Raw genomic sequence first — 21925 nt, 5'->3', positions numbered from 1 at the left:
TTTTCCAAAGTGACCCGCCGTCAGGGCGGAACCCTAAGTGGCCGTTACCGCAGAAACGGATATGTACGCGATCTGATCCAACATCCTGATCGGCTCAGAGGCCGTCATCGGGGGCAAGCCCCCTCCCACATTTGGACCGGGATCGACACCAACATCCTGGTCGGCTCTGAGGTCGCCATCGGGAGCAAGCCCCCTCCCACATTTGAGCCAGGATCGACACAAAATCCTGGTCGGCTCTGAGGCCGCCATCGGGAGCAAGCCCCCTCCCACAGTTGGGCCAGGATCGACCCAAAATCCTGGTCGGTCCTGAGGCCGCCATCGGGGGCAAGCCCCCTCCCACAGTTGGGCCAGGATCGACCCAAAATCCTGGTCGGCTCTGAGGCCGCCATCGGGGGCAAGCCCCCTCCCACATTTGGACCGGGATCGACCCAACATCCTGGTCGGTCCTGAGGCCGCCATCGGGAGCAAGCCCCCTCCCACAGTTGGACCGGGATCGACCCAAGCCATTAGGGCAAGCCTGCTCCCCTATTTCCCGGCTCCGGTTCGGCCTAAGGATTCAGGCAGCTGAACGCCCCGTCGCCTGGGTAGGCTGCAACTTGAACACGTAATACAGCACCGTCAACAGCACCAGAAACGCAGGCCCCACATACAACGCAACCCGTGTGTCCGGGAAGTACGCCATCAAGCCCACCACCAACAGCAAAAACGCCAGCGCCAGGTAGGAACTGACCGGGTACAGCCACATGCGGTACTGCAGACCGGCACGCTCGGCAGGGCTCAGGCCCTTACGGAATTTGAGCTGCGCCAGCAGGATCATCAGCCAGGTCCAGATCGCGCCGAAGGTGGCGATGGAGGTCACCCAGACAAACACCTGGTCGGGCACCAGGTAGTTGAGCAGCACGCCCAACAGCAAGGCGAAAATCGACAGCAGCAACGCCTTGCGTGGCACGCCATTGCTGGATGTGGTGCCGAACGCGGCCGGGGCCTGGCCATTCTGCGCAAGGCTGTAGAGCATGCGCCCGGTACTGAAGATGCCGCCGTTGCAGGATGACAACGCGGCGGTAATCACCACGAAGTTGATGATACCCGCGGCGGTCTTGATGCCCAGGCGTTCAAAGGTCATCACGAACGGGCTGCCCTGGGTGCCGATTTCATTCCACGGGTAGATCGACAGGATCACGAACAGCGCGCCCACGTAGAACAGCAGGATGCGCCAGAACACCGAACCGATGGCGCTGGGGATGGTTTTCTGCGGGTTGCGCGCTTCACCGGCGGTAAGGCCGATCATCTCCACGCCCAGGTAGGCGAACATCACCATCTGCAACGACATCAAGACGCCCTGTACGCCGTTGGGCATGAAGCCGCCATGGGCCCACAGGTTGGAAATGCCCAGCGCCACGCCGTCATTGCCGAAGCCGAAGGCAATAATGCCGACGCCGCCGATCACCATGGCAATGATGGTGACGATCTTGATCAATGCGAACCAGAACTCGAACTCACCGAACGCCTTGACCGCGATCAGGTTGATGGTGCCCATGCTGATCAGCGCCGCCAGGGCCCAGATCCAGCGCGGTGTGTCGGGGAACCAGACGCCCATGTACACCGCCACGGCAGTGATTTCCGCGACGCAGGTCACCAGCCACAGGAACCAATAGTTCCACCCGGTGAGAAAGCCCGCCAATGGGCCCAGATAATCCTGGGCATAACGGCTGAACGAACCGGCCACAGGATTGTGCACGGCCATTTCGCCGAGGGCGCGCATGATCACCAGAATGGCCAGGCCACCGATGACGTACGAGAGCATGATCGCCGGGCCGGCCATTTCGATGGCCTTGGCCGAGCCGAGAAACAGGCCGACGCCGATGCAGGCGCCGAGCGCCATCAGGCGAATATGCCGTTCACCGAGTTCGCGTTTGAGCGGGCCGCCTTGAACGGTCTCGCCAGGGGGCAGGGGTTTGCCGACAGGCATAGGGATACAACCTCATTTTGTTATTGGATTTGACCACCGAGCGTCGGCGTATCTGCAGGTAGGCAAATACACCGCCTTGACCGGGCCTGCCTCGTGGGCAAACCCGCCTGGCATGTGTCAGCGGCCAGGTCAGCGGGCATGCAGTATAAAAAGCGCGCGCCAGGGTATTTCACTCTATAAACAGGCAAATTTGGCGATATGCCCCGAGAAAAAGCGCTTGGACGGAGCAAGCACCAAGCGTCTGGAACGGCCTTCTGCGCGCAAAACGGCGCAGAGTATTGCATAACGGGCCGGGGTCCAGACACCTCGGACAAACCCGTGGCATGCGGGCCCATCGACAAACTTCGTAGATCAGACAATTCGCGTCTACGCTTCAGACAAGTCCGATCAATCTGTAGGAATGGATCAATCGACTATGGGCGCACTGTGGCAGACCGACCCGCATCAGGCTGAAGCCGACAGCCCGTCACCCGCCCCATTGCCGAAAAAATCCAGACCGCCTCGGCCATGGCGTCGACTGTTCTGGCTGATCCTGCTGCTGGCGCTGGCCGCCCTGGGGTTCGCCGCGTTACGCGAGATGCACAGCGCCCGCTGGCAGGCGCGCATGCTCAGCCAATGGGCGTCACACTTGACCTATCGCGTGGAGCCCGGTGCCAGCGATGCCATCGTGTATCCCGGTGCCGGGCCGTTCGATCGGCGCCTGGGCTACAGCGCCCTGGGCGAATTCCTGCCGCGCTTGCTCAAGCGCAACTACGTGATCCAGTCTCAGGCGCGTTTCTCCACGGCATTGATGAACTACAGCGGTCACGGCCTGTTTATCCCCTATGCAGAAAAAATCCAGGCCGGGCTGAACATCACCGATTGCCGTGCCGCGCCGTTGTACCAATTCAACTACCCGACGCAGCTTTACGCGCAGTTCAGCGATGTGCCGCCGTTGATGGTGCGCAGCCTGTTGTTCATCGAAAACCGGGCGCTGCTCGACCCCGAACCGGCCCAGGCCAACCCGGCGGTGGACTGGCCGCGCTTTGCCAAGGCCGCCTGGTCGCAGGTGGCGCGCCAGTTGCACCTGCCGGGGCAGACGGCAGGGGGCAGCACCCTGGCGACGCAGTTGGAAAAATACCGCCATTCACCGGACGGCCTGACCCTGTCGGGCAGCGAAAAACTGCGCCAGATGCTGTCGGCCAGCGTGCGCGCCTATCAACACGGTACCGACACGCTGCCGGCCCGGCAAAATGTAGTGCGCGACTACCTCAACAGCGTGCCGCTGTCGGCAGTGCCGGGCCACGGTGAAGTGCACGGCATGGCCGAGGGCTTGCGGGTGTGGTACGGCGCAGACTTCGCCCAGGTCAACCAGGCCCTGGCCGACACCGCGAACACCCCGGCCGGTCTGGCGTCACGGGGTCTGGCGTTGCGCCAAGTGCTGTCGCTGATGATCGCCCAGCGCCGTCCTTCGCATTACCTGAGCAAGGGCCGCGACGAGCTCGCGCAATTGACCGACAGTCACCTGCGGCTGCTCGCGCAGGAGGGGCTGCTGGAACCTGGCTTATTGAAAGCGGCGCTGGCCAGCCAGGTCAGCTATCGCGACTGGCAGCAGCAACCGACCACGCAGAAAATCGAGGCCAACAAAGGCATCGGCATGGCCCGCAGCCGCCTGGGCGCACTGCTCGATCGCCCGCTCTACGACCTTGATCGCCTGGACCTGTCAGCCACCAGCACGCTGCAGGGCGATTTGCAGGAACAGGTCACCGCCTACCTCAAGCAACTGGCGGACCCCGCCTACGCCCAACAGATCGGGCTGTTGGGCGAACGCCTGCTCACCCCTGCCAGCACACCGCAGGTGCGCTACAGCTTCACCTTGTTCGAGCGCACTATCGACAGCGCCCGCGTGCGCGTGCAGACCGACAATACCGACCAACCGTTCGACATCAACGAGGGCAGCAAGCTGGAATTGGGCTCCACCGCCAAGCTGCGAGTGCTGACCACCTACCTGCAAATCATCGCCGAGCTGCATGAGCGCTATGTCAACGTCGCGCCCGCGGCCTTGAGAAAAGTCCAGATCGCCGAACAAGACCGCCTCAGTCGCTGGGCCGTGGACTACCTGCTGCAAAATCCCGGCAAACCCCTGGCGCAGATGCTCGACGCCGCCCTTGACCGCACCTATTCCGCCAGCCCCGGCGAACGCTTTTTCACCGGCGGCGGCCTGCACCGCTTCCACAACTTTCGCAACGAAGACAACGGCCGCAACCCGACCCTGCGCGACGCCCTGCGTGAGTCGATCAACCTGCCGTTTATTCGCCTGATGCGCGATCTGGTGCGCTACACCACCTACACCGGCGCCGACAACAGCGCGCAACTGCTCAAGGACGACAACGAGCCCCGTCGCCAGGAATACCTGGCGCAATTTGCCGACCGTGAAGGCACCACGTTCCTGCTCAAGTTCTGGAAGAAATACCAGAAGAAAGACACCCAGGCGCGCCTGGAAACCTTTCTCGACAGCCTGCATCCCACGGCGATCCGCCTGGCTGCGGTGCACCGTTATCTGCTGCCCGAGGCCAGCCGTGACAGCTTCAACAGTTTCGTACGCGCCCGCCTGGCCGGCACCAAGGCCCAGCAGACGCTGACCGACAAGCGTCTCGACGCGCTCTACGACAGCTACGGCCCCGGCGCCTACGACCTGCCCGACCAGGGCTATATCGCCAAAGTGCACCCGTTGGACCTGTGGTTGCTGGGCTACCTGATCAACCACCCGCAGGCGACGTTCAGCGAAATCGTCAAGGCCAGCCAGTTCGAGCGCCAGGAGGTCTACAGTTGGCTGTTCAAGAGCCGTCACCAGAGTGCGCGCGACAGCCGTATCCGCACCATGCTGGAGATCGAAGCGTTCCTGGAGATCCATCAGCGCTGGAAGGCCGTGGGTTATCCCTTCGATCATCTGGTGCCGTCCCTGGCGACCGCCATCGGCAGCTCCGGCGACCGCCCCGCCGCCCTGGCCGAGTTGATGGGCATCATCCTCAACGACGGCGTGCGCCTGCCTGTATTGCGCATCGACAGCCTGCACTTTGCCGCCGGCACACCGTATGACACGCGCGTGATCAACGACCCCGGCCGGGCGCGACGAGTGATGCCCTCTGAAGTGGCGACCGCCTTGCGCGGCGCGTTATCCCAGGTGGTGGACGCCGGCACCGCAAAACGCGTCGCCGGCAGTTTCAAACAGGCCGACGGCACACCGCTGCCCATGGGCGGCAAGACCGGCACCGGCGATAACCGCATCGAAGCCATCGGTTCGGGCGGGCGCATCCTCAGTTCCAAGGCGATCAACCGTACCGCCACGTTTGTGTTCTACATCGGCGAACGCCATTTCGGCACGCTCACCGCATTCGTACCGGGCAGCTCGGCGCAGGGGTTCAAGTTCACCTCGGCGTTGCCGGTGCAAGTGCTCAAAGGCATGGCACCGATAGTGATGCCTTATCTGCAAGGCGAAAGCCGGAGCGCATGCCTGCCTCAATGACGCCCTGCCAGGGCGGTAACCGGCTGTTGATTACTCTTGATTAATTGATCCGAAGCGCCGGTTTGCCAGGGCCTTGCCTTGATTTTTCAAACTTATTTTCAAGCATTCGGCTGAATAGACTCGAACGTCTTTTAAAGGACTATTCAGGTTGAAAGAAATGCCCATTTTGCTCGCCCCTGCAACGCCGGACAGTTTTCAGGGCCGCCACATCGAACACCTCAGGAACGCCCTGCCCGACTGGCTGACAGGCACCAGCCCGGCGCGCATCAGCGCGCTTGAAAGCGCAACGTTGCCCACTGCGCAACCCTATGCGCATGCCACCCCCCAGGCTCACCTGCCCCTCAGGCAGGCCATCGCCGAGCATTGGCGTGCGCAAAACACACTGGACAAACGCCTGGGGGATATCAACGACCTCTACACCTTCGCCGAGCCGTTGCTCAAAGCGGCATTGTTCACTGAGTACGGCGACATCGACGTCAAAAACACCTTTGTGCGCCTCTATACCGACGCCGCCCTGGCCTGGTGGACTGTCAACGTCAAAAAAGGCGTACAGAGCAAAACCCTGTCATTACTGGACGCTGCCCTGGGTAATTTTTCCGCTACCGACCGTTTTGTCGACTTCGCCTTCCTCAGCGCGCAAGACCCGCGCGGGCAACAGGACATCCTGCACTTTCCCCATCGTCGTACGGGCGTGCGCCTTGGTGCAGAGACCTTCAAGAACATCTGCCGAAACCTCGACATCGGCGCTCGTTACCAGGCCCGTCTCCGGCAGCGGCTGGGATTCGACAACCCGCCCGTTGCGGTCGTGGTGCGCGATGAGGCTATCACCACCCACAAGGCCGCCCTCAACAGCGCCGCCCATCTGGCGCAACTCAAAGGCGACCTGCGCGCCGATGCATTGACGGCCGTGCAGGGCTTGATCGAACAACGCGCCGACGTGAGGCTCGATGGCCTGCCGATCAACAGTTACAACCTGAGCCTGCTGGACTGCCAACTGACCGGCATCCTGCTGTTCATGACACAACCGTCCAATGGCCGGGTCATTGCGTATGTACCGGGAGACCCTGAACACCCCGTCAAGGAATACCCCGCCCCCACTGCATTCGTCCGAGAACTGACCCGCCAGTTGAAGGGCGGCCCCGCGCAAACCACTGGCACCTACCCGCGTTTTTTCAGCCAGTTCGTGCCTCATCAACTGCGCGGCCGGTTTTTCGCGCAGCTCAGCGCGCGACTGAGCGCAGAGGCCGACCGGCCCAACCTGCAATTTCGCCTGCAAAACATCACCGAGGATTATCAAAACCGCGCGGACGACCCGGGCACCGATAATCTGTGGCGTTACCTCTACCGTGTGCACCTGAACAAGGTCGTCAATGACGCCAGGGACATGGCGGTGTCCACCGCCTACGTCGACCACCTGGCCCGGTGGGCCTGGTGGGATAACTTGCAGCAGGCGCTGTCGGACCTGCTCAATGCCGGCCTGTTGCTGATCACACCCTTTGTGCCCCTGTTGGGAGAACTGATGCTGGCCTACACCGCCTATCAAGTGCTCGATGAGGTGTTCGAAGGCATTGTCGACTGGTCCCAGGGCCAGCGCACGGAGGCTGCGCAGCACCTGCTCGGGGTGGCGCAGAACCTGATCCAGGCGACGCTCTTTGCCGGCGCAGGAAAACTCGGTGAAATCCTCCCACTCGCGCCTTCCTCCTTTGTCGACGGCCTGCACCCGGTGCGAATGCCCAATGGTGGAGTCAAATTATGGAACCCTGACCTGCGCCCCTACGCGCGACAGGAGCATGGCCTGCCTGCCGACGCGCTGCCGTCGCCGTCGGGCCTGCATGAGCATCAAGGCAAGCACCTGCTGGCACTGCACGGCGAACACTATGAGGTGCTCCCCGACGCGGATACCGGCGAGCATCGGATCAGCCACCCTACACGCGCGGATGCCTATCGCCCGCAGGTATTTTTCAACGGCGACGGCGCGGTATTGCACGAAGGGGAGCAGCCGCAGACCTGGGACAGCACCACCCTCATGCGTCGCCTCGGGCATCGGGTCGAAGGGTTCACCGATCGGCAACTGGCACAGATGCGCCAGGCCAGCGGCACCGAAGAGGCCGCGCTGCGCGCCATGCACCTGTACCATGAGCCCATGCCGCCACTGTTGGCGGGCGCCCTCAGGCGCTTTGAAGCGCAGGCTTATCCGGCCATCGCCAGCGAAAAAATTCGCAGCGGCCGGCCGCTGGCGTCGGACCCTTCATCAGACTGGTTCATACAGACGGTCACCGAGCTGGACGGCTGGCCCGCTGATAAAGCCATCGAAGTGTTCCTCAACCCTGACTTGTCCGGACGCAGCATCAAGGTGGGCAACCCGCACGCTGCGTCGGCAGATACCTTGCCCCTCAGTTTCGCGCAAATGATGTCAGGTCAACTGCCCGAACATGTCCTGGGTTTTCTCGATGAAGCGGCGACCCGCCAACTGCTGGGCGGCGACATCGCCCAAGCGCAACGGGTGCAGCACCTGCGCGATCAACTGGCCGATCACGTGTTGCGCTGGCGCCGGGATTTCGCCGACAACGTGTACCGCCAGGTATGGGAAATGACCGACGACCCGGAGCACTTGCTGTTGCGCCACGCCTTTCCCCACCTGGATATGGCCCTGCAGACGCGCCTGCTCGGCACCGCCAGCGGCCAGGAACACCTCACCATGGCCGCGCAACGCCTGCCCTTGCGCCTGCATAACCAGGCCCGTGAACTGGATGTGGCCGCGCAATCGGTGCAGGCCTTCGAAGGGTTTTATGCCGCGCCGCCCTTACCGGTCGCCACCGAGCGGATGGCCCTGAACACCCTCAAGGTGCACAGCGACAGCTTTGCCGACCTGCGCATTCAAGTCCGCGAGCAGACGCCCACCGGGTCCTTGCGTTGTGAGACCGGCCCTGTCGACGCCACGACCCGGCGGGTTCTGGTGCCGACCGCGCGTGGCTATGACCTGTTCGATGAAGCGGGCACACGGCTGTCTTCCCACACAGACCTGTACGAGGCGATCCTCGGCGCATTGCCCGCCGATAAAGCCCTGGCGCTGGGCTACCACCCCGGCCAGGGCGCGCCCTTCAAACAATGGCTGATGGACCGGCTGGCATCACTGGCCGAACGGCGTGCGGTGCTGGCCGAGCCACCGACCTACCGCCGGGCCGACCGGCAAACCGTGCAACTGCTGGGCGGCGCCGGTGTAGGCCGCTGCGCCGAGCCCCCCGTCGAGACCTCCGCTGACCTTGCCCGGCAAACCTTGCAACTGTTGTTTCCCACACTCAATCAACAGCGCATGGAACTGTTTATCGACAGCGTTCCGCCTCGACAGCTGCGCGGTCTGCTCAATGAGCTGACCGAAGAAAAACAACGCTTACATGTCGAGTTGCACGCCTGGAAAGCCAGCCCGACCCAGCATGCCCGAGGCAGTCGGGAGGATCGTGCGGAACGGGCCAGGAGAACGCACCTGGGCGTTGCCGTCGAACGCTGCTGGGGCGACCGATTTGCAGAACACACCGATGCCTACGGTCATGTTCAAAGCGGTGCCCGCCTGGATCTGCACGACTGGACGTTGCCGTCGCCACTGCCTCGGCTGACGGCCAACTTCGAACATACGACCGCCCTGAACCTGAGCAACACCGAATTTGGCCCGCCGCACAGTGACTTCCTCAGGCACTTCCCCACCCTGCGCAGCCTGGACCTGCACGCCAACAGACTCATCGATGTTCCGCCGGCGCTGGCGCACATGCGCTGGCTTAAAGACCTCGACTTGAGCAGCAATGACCTGACGCTCAGCCCCGACGATGTACGTACCCTGAGAAAAGTCCGCCGCCTGGAACACCTCGACCTGAGCAACAACCCGCTGGTGCTCACACCCGATATCAGCCTGATGCCTAACCTGCGCCACTTGGGCTTGAGCCGCACGGCAATCACCCAGTGGCCGGGCGGACTGTTTGCTCACCCTCGCGCCGACGATTTTGTGCTCGATCTGCGCGCCAACCCCATCGACACGCTACCGGATGCCACCGCCGGTACACCCAACGCCCGGGTGATTGCCCGCACGCGCCTGGATCGAAACGCCCTGACGGCCCAGGCGCTTACCCACTACGAACACTACCGGACCGCCGCTGGACTGGACCCCAACCGCACCTATGAACCCATAGGCAACAGCGGCCCCTGGCTGCTGGAGGCTGACGCGCAAACCCGCCCCATCGCCGAGCAGGTGTGGAATGCGGTCGAACGGGAAAACGGCTCCCAGGGCTTTTTCGAAGTGATCCGCTACCTTGAGCCTCCCGAGTTTGTTGAACAGGCCGAGGACCGCCTGCGCTATGAAGACAATCGCCGGGCCATGACGCAAAGGCTCTGGCGGCTGGTACGCGCCGCCCATGAAGACACCCCGTTGCGCGAACGCCTGTTCAAAATGTCCGGTTTCCCTGGCCTGTGCGCCGACGCGGGCGCGCAGATTTTCAATGAGATGGGGATCGAGGTCATGGCCAGCGAAGCCGTGCGTTACTCACAAGACGCCGCCGAATGCGAAGACAAACTCGTCACCCTGGCCAAGGGCAGCGCCCGCCTCAAGCTGTTGGGCAAGGTGGTGGGCGAAGACATTGCCCTACGCGTAAGACCGGTGGCCGAAGGCGGGCTGGGCCAACGGTTCAGGTCCGACATGCGCGATGGCGTGCCCGGAGAGGTCGACGAAGTGGACGTGCACCTTGCCTACCAGACCGACCTGGCGACCAGGCTGGATTTGCCCTGGATATCCAGCCACATGCTGTACCGCACAACGGCCAACGTCAGCGAGGAGCAGATCAACCAGGCCTACACCCGGGTGCTGGCGCTGGGCGAAGGCGACGGGCTCGTCAATCAAATGTTGCTGGAGCCCTATTGGGAACAGTACCTGCGCGACAGCCACGATCAGGCCTACCGCGACAATGAACAGCTGTACTCCACACGCTTCCTGCAACTCGATGACTTGCAGACCGCGCAGGCACAGCGGGCGCGATCTGACACCCTGACATCGGCACAAAAAGCCGTCCTGCGCGACACATTGCGCACTCTGGGCGAAGCGCTCCAACTCCCGGACAGTGTGGTATTTGCCGACGCGCCCATGTCCGATGACGTGTACAACGGGCTGCTCAACGATCTGGGATACAAGGAAAAGGAATGCTTACGCCAACTGACACGTCAGGCCCTCGCCCGTGACACGGGGCGCCGCAACCGCGCCTCGTAAGTGGGTACAACGCGGGCCTGGCCGCTTGAACCCTGATCCGCACCTTCAATAGTTACCGCCGCGCTCACTCGCCCCCGCCGCATGCTGATGGATCATTCCACCAGCATGAGGACAGTGCCAATGAGCACACCGACGCCCCCTTCGCCCTCACCCAAGCTTCAAGAAATACACAGCCAGCTGCTTGAAATCGACCCGCAGTTGCGCACTCAAACCCGGCAGCCTGCCGTGTTACCCCCTGAACTGCTTGCGCTGGAAAAGCTCAATACCACCCTGATCAGCGCCAACAACGCCCTGCTGGAGAGGTCACGCAGTTTGTTTGAGGCATTGACGCAGGCAGACCTCACCCAAGCCGCCGGAAAAACACTGCTCGCCCAGCTCAAAACCGACCTGAACACACACCTGCAGGGCCTTGACGAAGCCAGCACCGTCAATGGTCTGGGCCGCAAGAGCTATCTCGCCCAGACGGCGGGTCTTGGCGCGCTGGAGCAGCAGGCCAGGCTTGATGTGCGCGATTACCTGCTGGCCCCGGCAGAACAACGCATGGTTGAAGACTGCTCCCGGGGCGCGGATTATCGACCGGGGATGTACTCGCTCAACTTCAGCTACCAGGACAAGACCGTGGAGTTTGCCGGGGCCTTTGTGCTTGCGCGCAAATCCAGCCCGGTTGTGGATAACCTGACCTCGGGAGAGGACCTCGGCCAGGTGCTGCTGTTCACCCCAAACCGAGGCCTGGAGTCCTTCGATTCGCTGGCGCAACTCGACCAGCGACTCAAGCCGACGCTAGCGTTGCCGGCAGGCCACGAGGAGTTATGCCAACACCTGCCGGTGCGTTATCAGGCGCTGGACGTCGACGATATCTGGCCACTGCAATTGCTGCCCATCAGCGGCGAGCCCTTGTTCGAACATACCTACAACGCGATCATCGACAAGCGCAGCCAGGACATCGAATGGGCATTGAGCCTGGTCGAAAACCCGCTGCACGAGGCAACGCTGCTCCAGTCGGCACTGGACGACGCGGTGAAGGCCGCACTGCCGGATTTGTCCTCACGCCTGGCGTTCAGGCGCCAACGACTGCTGGAGCGCAGCGTGTACAACGGCCTGCCGGACTGGTATCGCCACGCGGCTGCGAGGGATCAGCAAACACTGAGTCGTTGCCTGCAGGATTACAATCAGGCCCGGGCAACCTATATCGAGCTACTGGGGCCTGTCGCTTCGCCCCAGGCCCTGGCGCATTTCCAGTTGACCGAGTATCTGGACGAAGCGCTGGAAATCCACGACCTGAACCCGCTTCACCTGAACATTACCACCCGACGCCATGTCGCCCATGTCGGCACCTATGAGCAAACGCGCAGTCTGGTGCAATTAAGCCATGACGGGCTGCATGCGGGCGACGAGCTGCCCGGCTCTGATTTTTTGACCAACACCACCCTGACGTACGCGGGGGCGGCACTGCAAGGCGAGCATGCCGTGCTGAATGCGCAGAGCCTGCTCGAGATACTCCGCGAATCCGGCCTGCAACCGCGCCTGGACTTCGCCGCGCTGCAAAAACAAATGCAGACCGAAACCCGCTTCAGACAGGCGACTCGCGACCTGTTTGATCATCGCCTGGTGCTGCTGGCCTTTATCGCCCGCTTGCGAGGCGACCTGAGCCACGCGGACCATGCCTTGTTCGACACCTTGCGCGCCGGTACGAACCCGCTGCTGTGCGCACGCACCGTGCTGTTGCACGGCGCGCAACTCAAAGACCTGTGGCTATTGCGCGAGGTGGACGCCACCGGCCAAGTCCGGCGCTTGTTGCTGTGCACCCCGAACTCGCCGCGCGAGCGACAGTTCCAGGCATTCGCCACCGAGCGCGAATGCCAGGCGCATATCATCAGTTGGGCTGATGACCACACCCGGTCAGAGGGGCGCACCCTGCGCGACTACCTGTTGGAGCAATGCCCGCTGCGATTTCGGCCGAAGATGGGCACGTTCCTGGCAGGTCTGGGCTTCAAGCCCGACGCAAGGGAACACGAAGAGGTGACATTCGGCCCTGTGTGCTCGCACACGGTATGCCTGGACGCCATGGTCGTGCATTCGCAAAGCGCAGCGCAGGACGATTACGACTACAGCACCCCGCTCTGGTATCGCTCGGCCCAGCCGCCAGACCGAACCCGTTTGACCCGCCTTGCCGACGATGCCGCAGGTGCCTTGAGCACCTATGACGCCATGCCCGATTCGCACGCCAACTTCATCACCTTCGATGCCTATCTGCACGCCAAGGCCACACTCAGCCTGAACACGCTGCTGGGCCGTCCTCAGAATGATGTCGACCCTGACAGCGTGTTCGTGTCGGCGCCCTGGCCACTGCTGGGCGGCAAGCCGAAGCCCATTACCTATACGAGGCTGTACCGCGACGGTTACACGGACAACGTCGGCTTCATCGATCCGAAATTCTCTACCTCGGCCACGTTCAGCGGGCCGGCGGGCGTCGACCTGAGCCGCCTGACCCCGCAGAACGTGTCAAGGTCGGTGACCGGTGTCTGGATCGGTCGACGCTACACCGACGAAGTGCGCGCCAAATTGCAAAGCGCGAACAGCCCCGGATATGCCAGACGGCGCGACGCCACGCTGGCGATCACACAACTGCAGATGAAATACGCGGCGCTCGACTGCTGCCTGCGTGGCCATATCGCCCGGCTCGACCTGACCTGGCTGGAGCGAGCCATCGACAGCCTTGGCGACACGGCGGCTGCGACTCGCTCCACTTATCAGGTACACCGCCTGACGATTGACGGCGATTGGGTAATGGGCAACTACCTGTTCAGCCATGCAAACAACCCGGTGTTGCTCTACACCCCCAACGCACCCGACGGCATCGGCTTTCGTGAGGCGAAGCTGTTCAACTACTGGCTGAAAAAAGTCAACGGTGTGTCGGCTTACCTGCACGGTCGGGTGCCGGTCCAATCCCAGGCGCGGATCACCACGTTCCTGACGACTGCCCGCGATGGACTGCCCGAAACGATTGACCGCACCACCCCCAGCCTGGCGCGCTATGACAGGACAACGCCTGACACCACCCTGACCGACCTGCGTAACGATGTCTACAACAGGGTGCTGCAACGAAAAATAGACGATGTGACTGCCACCACGGTCAATCGCACAGAGATGATCATGGGGATTGTCTGGACGTGCGTCGAACTGGTCACCACCCTCGCCACCATTCCATTCCCCGTGTTGAGCCTGGGCCTGGGTGGCTTGTTGGCGTTCAAGGACGCGATGCTCGCCATCAGTGCCTACCAGCAGGGCGACATGGCCGGCGCCTTGAGACACTACATCGGCTACCTGGCCAATGTGGGCGGTGCTGTGTTGTTCGACGTTCGCCAGGCCCTTAAAGGCCCCTTCAACACACTGTCGATCAGACCGGTGACCAAAGCGCTGACGCCGTCCACGCTGATCAACGATATCGACCCCGGTATTGCTGCCGGCATGAAACCCGTGATGTTCGATACCCATCAGTTCTGGGTCAAAAACACACCGGATCCTCTGGGGCGATATCTGCTGTTTCGCCATGACCCCGTCACCGGGCAAATGCAATCGACTGCACGCCTGGTCAACCAGAACGCCGATGGCCATTGGGTTCGCTCCGGGGTTGCGGGAGGCGGCCGCAGAAAGACCTATACGCTGCTCGAGGAGGAAGCGGACCAGCCCCTGGCGCGCTATGAGATTGCACCCGAGCAAGGCAAGTACTTCAGATCAGCGCTCAACCTTGAGTATGTGCGCAACATCACCAGCCATCCGGATGACACCATTGCCCAGGGCGCACGTGAAGGGGCCTATCTGGATTTGAAGCCTCTACGTGACAGCTATCGCAATCAGGTGAAACACCTGACTGAAGATACGCAGGCACTTTACGCCTCGCCTCCAGCACGCCCGGACCGTAGCGGGTTGCCGGTACTGGCAGCCGATTCCAGCCCGTCTACCGTACTGGCCGGCCTGTTCCCACTCAAGAAGCGGCTGATCATTGGCGCTTCCAACACCAGCGTTGCCAGCAAGCAGTTACTGATCGAAAACCTGCCGGCCCTGGCAGCGCAAGGACTCAAGCGCTTGCACATCGAAAACCTGCCGGCCGATGTTTTCCGCACCAAACTCAAAATCATCAATGGCGAAACCAAGGGCAACCTTGCGCACGCCTTGAAACAGGTCGAGGACCACTTGGCGCGCGTCGATGCGAGTTTGGGCTGGGGCGCGGACGCGCCGTTTACCTTCCGTAAACTGATGCTCGAAGCCCACAGGCACAAGGTCGCGATCGACGGCGTGGACGCCTCGAGTTCTTATCATCTGGAACACGCGCTGGAGCTGTCTGACAAAGAGCGGTTTATCCCGCGCAACAGCCAGCTCAGAAATTTCTATTCCCACAAAGCCATCGCGCAAAACGATCCCGATGATGGCTGGATCGCCCTGGTAGATCACAGTCGCATAGGCAGTACCGACGAGGTGCCGGGCCTGGCTGACTTGCAGAATGTCATCGCCTTGCGTGTGGATGATGCTACCCCTGGCCAGGCAGTGGGCCTCCTGCCTGATACATCCGCCGCCGCGCTGTCGCGCGGTGATTACCGGCTGACGATGGCCACCACCGCCCAAACCTTGCCGACGGCCGGCCCCTCAAGAGCGGTACCGGGCCCCCCATCACCGTCTCATTACCATGAGTTTGATCTGCCCGCGTCGTTCAAACCGGACCTGGACGAGATGGTGCATAGGCATGACAGCTTTGACCCCATCTACGGGCCTCGAACGGGAGACCCGTACCATCCGGCGCACCAGGCGTTCAAGCAAACACGCAGTCGCCTGGATGAAACCGCCAAACAGGCGTTGGCCGCCTACACGCCACTGCCACGCCCGGATTTCGCCGACCTTGCCACGGCAACCAGCGAAGAGGCGTTCATCAGGCAGCTGTTTAAAAAGATACGGGGACTGGTTATCGGCGAATCCCATCTTGATACCTACAGCAAACGCTTCCTGATCAAGTACATGAAGCTGTTGAAGCAGGAGGGCGTGAAGACCTTGTACCTGGAGCACCTGCTCACCGATCTGCATCAGGCCGAGCTGGAGGTGTTATTACGCACCAGCAAAATGCCGAAAAACCTCAAACGCTACCTCAACGCGCAGGATGCCGGCCATATGCGCAATTACACCGGGCCCGACACTTACACCAACGTGGTCAAAGCCGCAAACAAGGCGGGCATTCGGGTGCGGGCGCTCGACTGCACAGCCAGCTATCACGTCAAGCGCATGTACGGGGACAAGGCCCGCATGAACCTGTTCAGCTATTTCGCCAATGAGGTGATCAAGGCTGACCAACTGGCACAGGGCCCGCATCGATGGGTCGCGCTCATCGGGGATGCCCACTGTGACCTGCACCTGGGTGTCCCGGGCATTGCCCAATTGCAGGATGGCGTCAGCTTGAGGATACGCGATGTCCACCCCACCCAGGCATTGCCGCTGCAGCGGGGCGGATGGGAGTTCGTCGAAGGTCAGATCGGCTCCCCCGGAACAAAAACCCTGCGCAGTGACTTCACGTTGCACGTCGGTATTGCCGGTAAGCCCATGCCGTTTCCCAAGGCGGTGCCGGACCGCGCATGGCTGAGGAACATCAACGAGTTCCTGATCGAGCAGCCTTCAGCCGCCCACGCCAATGTGCTGCACCGTTCCGAGAGCGGAGCGATTGTGTCCACCCCCATTCAAATTAACGATACCGGGGAATTTTTTGTCGAGCGTTGGCCGCAGTTGCAAGGCAGGTCCTATACGACCCTGGAAAACCTGGCAGCGCAGCTTAAGACAGAGGTGAAGCTGTCGCCTGTCTCCAGGGCGGCCCAGCCAGGCGAGCCACTGCGACAGGTGAAGGGGACGTTGCCTGCCTTCTGATCGCTAGCCGACGCCTGTCGGCTGAAGCACCACTCACTGTCAACTTTTCACGTTTATTCCTGCCCGGCCCAAGTGCCGGGCAGCCCTTGACTGTTCCTTAAAAAGGCAACCTGACCATGCTATTGGAGTCTCCTTATCAACACGCTGCACGCTATGCAGAAACGGGTATTCACTTTGACTTGATCAAGCGTGCACTCCCCGCTTGGCTCAGCTCGACAACGCTGGCCCGCGTTCGCGCGGTGCAGGCCGCGAGCCCCTGCGTCTACACACGAATCACGTCTATCGACAGGCCCCTGAACACGGCTTCGACAGAGGCCATGGCCGAGCATTGGACAGCCCGGAACACGGTGGACGAAACATTCAAATACCTAAAAGACGTTTATACATTCGCTGAACCCCTGCTCAAAAAAGCCTTACGTGAATACGGCAACATTGATGTAAAAAACACCTTTATTCGTCTTTATGCCCCCGCTAAAAACAGCTGGTGGGCCATTGGCGTGCGCAAAGGCGTGACCAGCCGGACCGTATCGTTACTGGACGCAGCCCTGCATAATTTTTCTGCCGGCGAGCAATTTGCCGACTTTGCGTTCTTGTCCAGGGCGGACGCTCAAGGCCAGCAGAACATTCTCCAGCTCACCTCGCGAACCACTGGCCAGGCCTTGACCGCACTGGGCTTCAAAAACCTGTGCCGCAGCCTGAATATCGGCCTGCAATACCAGACGCGATTATTGAAAGTTTTGGGGTTCAACAATCAGGTGCAGGCCGATAAATTACGCCGCAGGGTGATTGCCTGCGATAAGGCGGCGCTGAAAAACGCCGCCTGTATCGCCCTGTCGCAAGGGCATATCCAAGACGATGCCCGGCAATTGCTCTTGGATATCGCCGAGGGCAAGCCGGCCCCGGCCCTGGGTGGCATTGCGGTGCAGTACTACAACCTGAGCCTGCTGGATGCCCAACTGAGCGGTATTGTGCTGATTGCCGCGCCACAAGGTCGCGACAAACACATCGAGCGCTTGCTGGCCTTCATCCCCGAAGACCCCGAGCACCCGCTGAAGGAGTACGCCTCGCCGGTCGAGTTCATGAATGAACTGACACGCCAACTGCGCGACAGCACCACGACCCTCGATGAAAAAGGCCAGGCACTTTCCAAAACCACCTACCGGCAATTCTTCAGTCAATTTGTGGACCATAAACAACGCGGTTATTTTTTCGCCGAGCTGCAAAACCGCCTGTTCAAGGTGCAATGGCATCAGAAGAAACGCACCGACAGCGGCCCCAGCTGGCAAACCATCCCGGTTGACACGCCGCAGTTGCACTTCAGCGTGCAAAACATCTTTGACGATTACCAGAACCGCCCTCCGGCCGGCCATTCCGAACCCGATACGCTGTGGCATTACCTGTACCGGGTCAAACTCAACAAGATCGTTAACGATACCCGGGAAATTGCCATCACCACCGCCTATGCAGACCTGATGGCCCGCTGGGCCTGGTGGGACAACTTGGGCAAGATGCTGTCGGACATCCTTAATGCCGCGCTACTGGTGGTCACGCCATTCGTGCCGTTCCTGGGGGAGTTGATGCTCGCCTACACCGCCTACCAGGTGGCCAACGAGGTATTCGAAGGCATCGTTGACTGGGCGCAGGGTGACGGGCTGCAAGCGATTGCTCACGCCATGGAGGTGGCGCAGGCGGTGGTGCAACTGGGGGTTTGGGCGGGTGCCGGCGCGGTAGGCCAGACGCTTGCACTCACGCCGTCGCCCTTCGTCGAAGGGTTGCACCCCGTGGAACTGGCCGGCGGCGAAAAACGCTTGTGGAACCCGGACCTTTCGCCGTACCAGCAGAGCATCAGCCTGCCCAAAGGCACCCTGCCTGACGCACAAGGCTTATATCAGCATGCTCAAAAACACTGGCTGGCACACGCAGACAACCACTATCAGATCGAACGCGACCCACACCTGCCTCACCAGCGCATCGTGCATCCCCGCCGGCCACACGCCTATCAACCGAAGATACGCTTCAATGGCAGCGGTGCCTGGGTGCATGAAGGTGAACAACCCCGCAGTTGGGACGATCACACGCTGATGCGCCGGATCAGTCCTGCCACCCAGGCGCTGAGTACCGAGCAGCTCGAACAGATCCGGGTCATCAGTGGCAGCGAGCCGGACCATCTGCGCCACATGTACGTGCGCAACCGACCCTCCGCACCGCTGTTGGCCGACAGCCTTGAACGCTTTCAAGCAGGCCGGTTTGCCGAAGAATCAGCCCGCAGGATGCGCACAGGCCAAACACTCGAGCCGTATTCCTATTGGTTCGAACAGGCCGTCACAGAACTCCCCGGCTGGCCGCCAGACAAAGCCCTGGAGGTATTTCACAACAGCGACCTGAGCGGCGAGTCGCGTAAATATGGCAACGCCGACGCCGCACCGGCAGATACCTTGACCATCAGCCTGGCCGACGTAATGGCTGCCAGGCTGCCGGAGCGCGTGCTGGATTTTTTCGACGAACAACAGATCACTACGTTACTGGGCGACAGCTTGCCCCCGGCCGAACAGGTGCAGGCGTTGCGCAATCGACTGGCGGACTACGTCGACGGCTTTGGCGGTCATATCGCCAACAGCCATTATCAATTGGGCCAAGTCAGCAGCGACCCGCACGTGGCCCTGCTGCGCCAGAGCGCTCCCGAGCTGCCAGTGAGCTGTGCCAACGCCCTGCTCAGGCAGGCTTGGCCGCAAGAGTCCACGGTGATGACGCACGAGCAGCGCCTGCCCTTGCGTCTCAAAAGCCTGGCACGCGAGCTGGACGTCGACAGCCAGGCCTGCCGCGCTGTCGAAGGGCTCTACCCGCAACATCAACCTTCGGTGCAAAGCGAACGGTTGGTGCTCAACACCTTGCGTCTGCACAGCGATGCGTTCGGCAACCTGAAAGTCGACCTGCGCGACGGCAGCCCCGGCGGCCCTTTGCGCTGCAGCGTCGGCGATGCCAATGCGCCCCAGACCCGCACCCTGGTGCGCAGCACAGACGGGCACTATGCGGTGTTCGACGCCGATGCCAAGCCGCTGACCGCTGCCGCCACGCTGTACGAGTCCCTGCTCTGGACCCTGGCACAGGACCCGCAACGCGCGCCTCTCTTCGCCGTCGGCGAAGGTGAGCAACTGCGCCAATGGGTGATCGAACGCAATCAGACGCCCGCCGAGCGGCGCCTGGCCCTGGCCGACCCCACCGTGAGCAGGCGACCTGCGCCCGAGACCGAAGTGCTGCTGGGCGGCGGTGCCTCGTGCAAAATGTCCCGCGTCGACAGCTATGACATGCAGCCCAAAACCATTGAAGAGCGCATCAAGCTGTTACTTCCCGCAATGAGCAAAGACAGCGTTCGACGCCTGTCTATCACGCTGGGCACAGCCGAAGGCAAGCAAACGCTGACGCAGATGGAGTCGCAAAAACAGCAGCTGTTCTATCAGCTCGATACCTACATAAAAAGCCCGACGCGCTGGGAAAGCACCCTGCTGGAACCGGAAGTGCGCAAGCGTCGAGCGGAAGTCGCGACCCGCCTCTATGACGGCTGGAGCAACGGCCTGACGGTGCATCTGGACGACAGCTTCGAACACCGTGGCGGTATCGCCCTGGACTTGTTCAATACCCCTCTACCCGACGAACTGCCCACCCTCAATGTGCCACTGAACCACATCAGCGACCTGGACCTGCGCGGTTGTGAATTTTCCGATAGCCATGCCGCCTTTCTCGACAATTTCCCGCATCTGCGCGACCTCGACCTGAGTCGCAACACACTCACCAGGCTGCCTGAGACCCTCGGCAAGCTCAAACGCCTGCGCCGTTTGTACCTGGAAGGAAATGCCATCGTGCTGGATGAGGCGGCCATGTCGACACTCGCCCGGCTCAAGCGCCTCAAACAGCTTGAAATGGCCGGTAACCCGCTGGGGCAGGCACCGGACATCCGCCAGATGCCGGCCCTGACCCTGCTGAACCTGCGCGATACACAGATAAACGACTGGCCCGCCGGGCTCATCGGCCAATCCCGCGCGCGCGGATTCCAACTGGACCTGAGCGAGAACCCGATCACCCGGTTGCCCCATGTCGCCCCAGGCTCGGATGATGCCGACATCATCGCCCGCACACGCCTGGATCAAAGCCGGCTCACCTCGGACTTTCAGGACTTGCTAGCCGAATACCGCGAGTCAGTGGGGCTGGACGCGCTGCGCACCTATGCACCCAAAGGCCAGAGCGAACCCTGGCTGACCTGCATCAAGCCGGCAGAGCGCGAGCGCCATCGGCAACTGTGGGAGGAGATTGAAAAGGAACCGGGCTCCCAGGGCCTGTTTGAAGTGATCGGATCGCTTGAGGAACCCGATGAGTTTCAAGCCGAGGAGGACCGCCTGGCCTACCAGAGCAATCGGCCGGAATTGAGCCAGCGGGTGTGGCGCCTGCTGCGGGCGGTCGAAACCGACAGCGACCTGCGCGAACGCGTGTTCAAGGATACCCGCTACCCCGGACTGTGCCCCGACGCGGGCGCGTTGATCTTTCAGAAGCTGGGGGTCGAAGTGCTTGCCAGTGAAGCCCATCGCACCAGCACATCACCAGAGGAACTTGAAGGCAGGCTGGTGGTGCTGGCCCGCGGCGCCGCGCGCGACGCGTATATGGGCAAAGCCATCGGCGAAGATATCGCCCACCGCCTCAAACCCAAAGACCAGGGCGGGCTGGGGCAACGGCTATGGTCGCAAGTCATCGACGGCGAGCATGGCGAGGTCGACGAAGCGGGCATTCATCTGGCCTATCGCAGCAGCCTGGCGGACCGACTGGACCTGCCCTGGCTCTCGTCGCATATGACTTACCGCACACTGGCTGACGTGACCCCCGCACAGATCGACAAGGTCGCCGCGGCGGTCGAAAGGCTCGAAGAAGGTGACGGCCTGGTCAATCAGATGCTGCTGGACAAAGGTTGGGAGCGTTACCTTGAGCAGCACCACCCCACCGCCAAATGGAACAATGACACCGCCTTTGACCGCAAGTACCTCCAGCTCGATGAACTACAGGCGCTGCAAGCGCAATACGCTCAGTCGCAGGACCTGCCGCAGACCGATCGGCAAGCCCTGCAGACGAAACTGCGCGACCTGGCGCAGGCCCTGGAACTGGATGAAGCCGGCGTATTATCCGGCAACCCGATGAGTGCGGCGCAGTACGATACAACCCTGAACGAGCTGGGATACCGTCACAATCAGTGGCTGCGAGACCTGACCCGCGCCGCGCTGAACCGGGCAGGCGCACGCAAGAACCGCACTTGACG

5 protein-coding genes are annotated in these 21925 nt (G+C 61.8%); 4 read left to right on the top strand and 1 reads right to left on the bottom strand.

Translation table 11 applies throughout. The features are described 5' to 3' along the window. Window positions 1–556: 556 nt before the first annotated feature. Entirely contained in the window at window positions 557–1969 is a 1413-nt protein-coding gene (locus tag BFP93_RS21675) for an amino acid permease (RefSeq protein ID WP_065894873.1), read from the bottom strand. 415 nt (window positions 1970–2384) lie between these two features. Here BFP93_RS21675 and BFP93_RS21670 point away from each other — a divergent pair, with 415 nt between their 5' ends. The 4 genes from BFP93_RS21670 to BFP93_RS21655 all read left to right on the top strand — a co-directional run bounded on the left by BFP93_RS21670 (window position 2385) and on the right by BFP93_RS21655 (window position 21923). After that, window positions 2385–5474, top strand: coding sequence for a transglycosylase domain-containing protein (locus BFP93_RS21670; RefSeq protein ID WP_065894872.1), 3090 nt, complete (start codon window positions 2385–2387; stop codon window positions 5472–5474). Window positions 5475–5631: 157 nt separating this feature from the next. Then, window positions 5632–10722: a dermonecrotic toxin domain-containing protein gene (locus BFP93_RS21665; protein WP_065894875.1), complete on the top strand. Its 5091-nt coding sequence runs from the start codon at window positions 5632–5634 to the stop codon at window positions 10720–10722. A gap of 120 nt (window positions 10723–10842) precedes the next feature. Then, window positions 10843–16626: a membrane-targeted effector domain-containing toxin gene (locus tag BFP93_RS21660; protein ID WP_065894871.1), complete on the top strand. Its 5784-nt coding sequence runs from the start codon at window positions 10843–10845 to the stop codon at window positions 16624–16626. A gap of 347 nt (window positions 16627–16973) precedes the next feature. Beyond that, entirely contained in the window at window positions 16974–21923 is a 4950-nt protein-coding gene (locus BFP93_RS21655) for an NEL-type E3 ubiquitin ligase domain-containing protein (protein WP_256095234.1), read from the top strand. The last annotated feature ends 2 nt before the right edge of the window (window positions 21924–21925 follow it).

The sequence above is a fragment of the Pseudomonas sp. 44 R 15 genome (assembly GCF_900004965.1).
Lineage (GTDB): Bacteria > Pseudomonadota > Gammaproteobacteria > Pseudomonadales > Pseudomonadaceae > Aquipseudomonas > Aquipseudomonas orientalis_A.
This window is presented reverse-complemented; position numbering and strand designations above follow the sequence as displayed.